The sequence below is a fragment of the Methanosphaera sp. A6 genome, from assembly GCF_001729395.1.
In the GTDB taxonomy this organism is placed as follows: Archaea; Methanobacteriota; Methanobacteria; order Methanobacteriales; family Methanobacteriaceae; genus Methanosphaera; species Methanosphaera stadtmanae.
Map to the genome: position 1 here is coordinate 1 of NZ_MAIF01000053.1, position 4848 is coordinate 4848.

Sequence of the window (4848 nt, forward strand, 5' to 3'; positions counted from 1 at the left end):
TATTAATTCTACATTTATAAATAACCAACAAACTGATATTTATCAAAGTGAAGGTAATTTATATGTAGATAATTGTATTTTCAATAAAAGTACTGGTATTTATGTAACTGGTAAAGATAATGCTACACTTAAAAATGAAATATATAATTCATCATTTAATGATATGCAACCATCAAGTTTATTTGGATCACTTAGTGTAACAACTGGTACAACTTTTGCTATATATTCAACTGTTAATCGTAACACTACAATAAAAGGTAATATTATAAACTTCACAACTAATGGTTATGGAATGTATCTTAAAGGAAATACTACTGTAACTAATAATACCATAACTAAATATATTGCTATAACAGGTGATAATAATAATATCACTAACAATATTATAAAAACTAACGATATTTATTCTATCACATTAAATAGAAATTCTAAAAATAATACTATAATTAATAACACAATATACTCTCAGGTATTTACTGGTGATAAAGCTATATCATCCAATAATAATAACAATATTATTAAGGATAATATTCCAGAAACTGGTATTTATATTAATTTAACTAATAATAATTATAATACTTATTTTGATGATAAGGGCATAATTAGAACAGATGTTGTTGAAAATGGAAGTATTATTACTATTACAGGTAATATTACAAATAAAGATTTAACTTTTTCTAATATAAAAGCATTTCTTTCATCTAAGAAAAACATTTACATACAAAATGGTTCAATTAGTATAATTAATAATGCTTCTTTGATTATTAACAATACAAACATCATAAATAATAATAAAGTAGGTTTACTTATTGATAGTGATAATAACCTTATAACATACAATAACATAATGATAGATTCTAATAAACCTATTGAAGCTATTATAATAAAAAAAGATAATAATAACTTAGAAAAAAATGTTATTAATATTACAAGTACAACAAATAATACAGGTATTTCAATTGAATCATCTTATAACTATTTATTATCCAACAAAATCAATACAACAACTATTTCTAAAATAACAGATACTACAATAATTGGATTAAACTTAAAATCCAATACAAATAATAACATACTATCTGGTAATCGAATACTTATGATGAGTAATATTAATGCTATTGGTGAAAAATTAATAAAATCAGACAATAATATAATTAATGATAATATATATGTATATGCATCAGAAAATGCAAAAGGAGTAGAATTAATAAACTCACAAAACAATCAAATAAATAATTATATTAACATAATAAGTAATAATACAGGATATGGAACTATAATAACTGGAGAAAAAGCATTAAATAAAAATAATACTATTTCAAATAACATAGACATAACAGCAGATACTATTATAGGTACATTATTAGAAAATACAACAAATACTAATATATCTTCAAGATCAACTTCAATGAATTATGTTACAAGAGGTAATACTGTAAGAACAATATTAACAAAAAATACAAATAATACAGAGATATTTTATTTAAGCATTCATATTACAAAAGAAATAAGTGATAAAATGCCTGATTTAATAGGAATAGAACAAATTAACTCAGAAAATACTAATATAACTGCTATTGGGATGCAGAAGTATATTTCGTCAGGAAGCTATGTAAATTACAACAGTACCTTTTTAAAACTAGTAAATACTACAAATACATATCTTGGTTCAAGAAATAACGTTTCAAGTGCTAACATAAATATAGTTAATATTGCAATTATACTAGAAAATTCAGATAATAATATTATAGATAATATAACCATAAACACCAATACAGATTATACTATAAACTTAACAAACTCAAACAATAATACTATAATAAACAATTACCTCAATGGTAATAACTTCTATGGTGGAGATAGTGCAGTTATACAAACAAATAGTCAAAATAATATCATACAAAACAACACACCTAATGTAATAATTTTAACAAATGATAATTATAACCAATACTTTATAAATCAAACATGGATAATAAATAAAACAGTAGAATTAATACTTGGATCAGACATTTACAATAAAAATATGACATTTAACAATGCAATTACATTAAAAAATCCAAGAAAATACACAATATACAATGGAACAATAACCATAAACAGTACAGAAACAAGTAATTTAAATATTCTAAAACTCAACATAACAGATGATAGAAAAACAGTTATAAATGTTATGGCAGGAACTCTAAATATTAATAATGCAAATATAACACAAATTAATAATGAAAATCAGGCACAGACAATATATGTGAATACAAATTCAAAAGTAAATATAATGAATATAAATATAACATTAAATGCACCAGAAATAAATTCAGAAGATAACACCAAAGTATCAACAGCAGCATACTCAGAAGGATCCTTAACAATATATAGGGGAAATATTACAGTAAATACAACAAAAACTGTACAAAATGGAAAAATAATTGCAATGATAAATATTGGATCTATATATTTGTCTAATATCACAATGAATTCTGAAAACAATGCGATAGCATTTATAAAAAATATTTTTAACGATACTGCTGTAAGTAATATAGGATCAAATAATTTTAATTTATACAGTAAAAACCAAACAATAGGAATAATCAGTGAAAATCATACATCTTTACGTGATAATAATATAACTCTTAATTCTCCATATACAACAGGAATAATACAAACTAAGGGATATTTAACATTAGAGAATAATAAAATAATTACAAATGGTACAAACAATACTCCATTATATTTAAAAAACTATATTTCATCATTCATAGAAACAAGAATAAATGAAAATATATTTATAAGTAATAATAACACTCAAAATATAATTGAAAACAGATCTGTGATAAATATCACAAATAATATTATAAAAGTAGAAAATCAAAGTAAAACTCATTTAATAATAATTGAAAACTCAAATAATATAAGAATTATAGGAAATTATCTAGAGACAAGTGATTTAAAAGGAAATAATGCAGTTAAAGTAATAAATTCAACAAATATTACAATGTCATTTAACAGGCCAGGAGTTCTAATAACAAATGAAAATTATAATCAGTACTTTACAAATCAAACACTAAATTCAGATATAACTATAATAGAATTTGGTTCTGATTTAATTAACAAAAGCATGATTTTCAATCACCCTGTAATAATAGAGAATCCAAATAATTACACAGTATACAATGGAACTATTATTTTTACAAAAAATGCAACAAACAGTAATATGACTGGAATAAACATACATAACACAGATGATAGACAAACAAGCCTTGAAATATACTCAAATTCAATAAATATAATAAAAAATACATTATATCAAGAAAATACTAATAATCCAGCAAAAACAATAATTGTTAATAATACAGGAAGTGTAGGATTTAGTAGGAATAATATTACAACAATAGGTAAAAATGTAACAATAATAACCTTAAACAACCTAAAAATAATAACTTCAGTAAGTAATATCATTAATGGAAAAGGATCCAATATCACAGCAATAGAAGTAACAAACAGTAAAACTGCAGCTATAATACGAATAACTACAAATAATATTACATTAGAAAGTGAAAATCCAATAACAGCAGTACGATTCATAAATTCCAAAGGAGTAAGACTTACAAATAATATAGTCATTGTTAAAACCAAAAACTATGATACACCAATAATAGAAATAATCAATCCTACAATTAATGTCATAACTAATAATTACATTGAAAGTGAAGATGTATGTGGTAACGATGCAGTAAAAAAAATTGGAACAGGAACAGCTAGTATAAACAATAATAAACCAACAAATGGAAACTATAGAACACAAATGAACATAACAACACTACCTTCAGAATTAAAAGTAGGTAAAACATATCCAATTACAATAAATGTAACAAGTATGCTAGACAAACCAGTAAATGGAACTGTTATACTAAATATTGGAGATAAAGAAACTAATTTAACATTAACAGATGGAATAGCCACATACAACTACACACCAACAAAAGATGGTGAAACCACAATAAAAATAACATACAATGACCCAACAGGTAAATATGAAAACAACACTATTACTCAATCTATAACAGTAAATAAAATAAATGCTATACTCAAAGTAGACTCAGTAAAAGGAATACCAAATACACGTATAAACATACCAATAACACTAACAGATGAATTTGAAAACCCAATAAATGGAACAGTAACAGTAATAGATCAATATAATAACACATTTGCAATAATCAATGTAATTGATGGAAAAGGAACATTTACTAAAATCTTCAGAGGAAACTTCAATCAAAACCTAACATTCATCTATGACGGAACAGAAACATATAACACCATAAACACAACAATAAACGTGGATATACATAAACTCAGCACTACTGTAATAATAGATCCAATAAATGCACAAATAGGGGATAAAATCAATCTAAAAGCAACAGTAACAGATGAAGATGGAAATCCTGTAACAGAAGGACGTTTAGTATTCAAAGTAAATGGTAAAACAATAAAAGATGCTAATGGAAACATCATATACGCAACAATAAAAGATGGAGTAGCAATGATAGAAAACTACACAGTACCAGCAAACTGGTTTAAAATAAAATCAGTACTAAATGTAGTTTATGGTGGAACTAGCACATATGAACAAACAAGAACAAACAACACAATACCAATGAATATAACCAAAAAAACAGCAACAATGACAATGACAACAAACACTACAACAGCAAAACCAGGAGAAAGAATAAAAATAACAGTGAAAATAACAGAAAAAGATGCTAATGTAAATGAAGGACGTGTCCTATTCAAGGTAAATGGTAAAACCATGAGAGATAATGAGGGATATATAATTTACCATGAAGTAAA

General features: G+C 24.3%; 1 protein-coding gene. It reads left to right on the top strand.

Features of this window, described 5'->3' with window-relative positions:
* On the top strand, window positions 1-4848 hold a 4848-nt coding region (locus tag A9758_RS01820; RefSeq protein ID WP_143740853.1), incomplete at both ends, for an Ig-like domain repeat protein.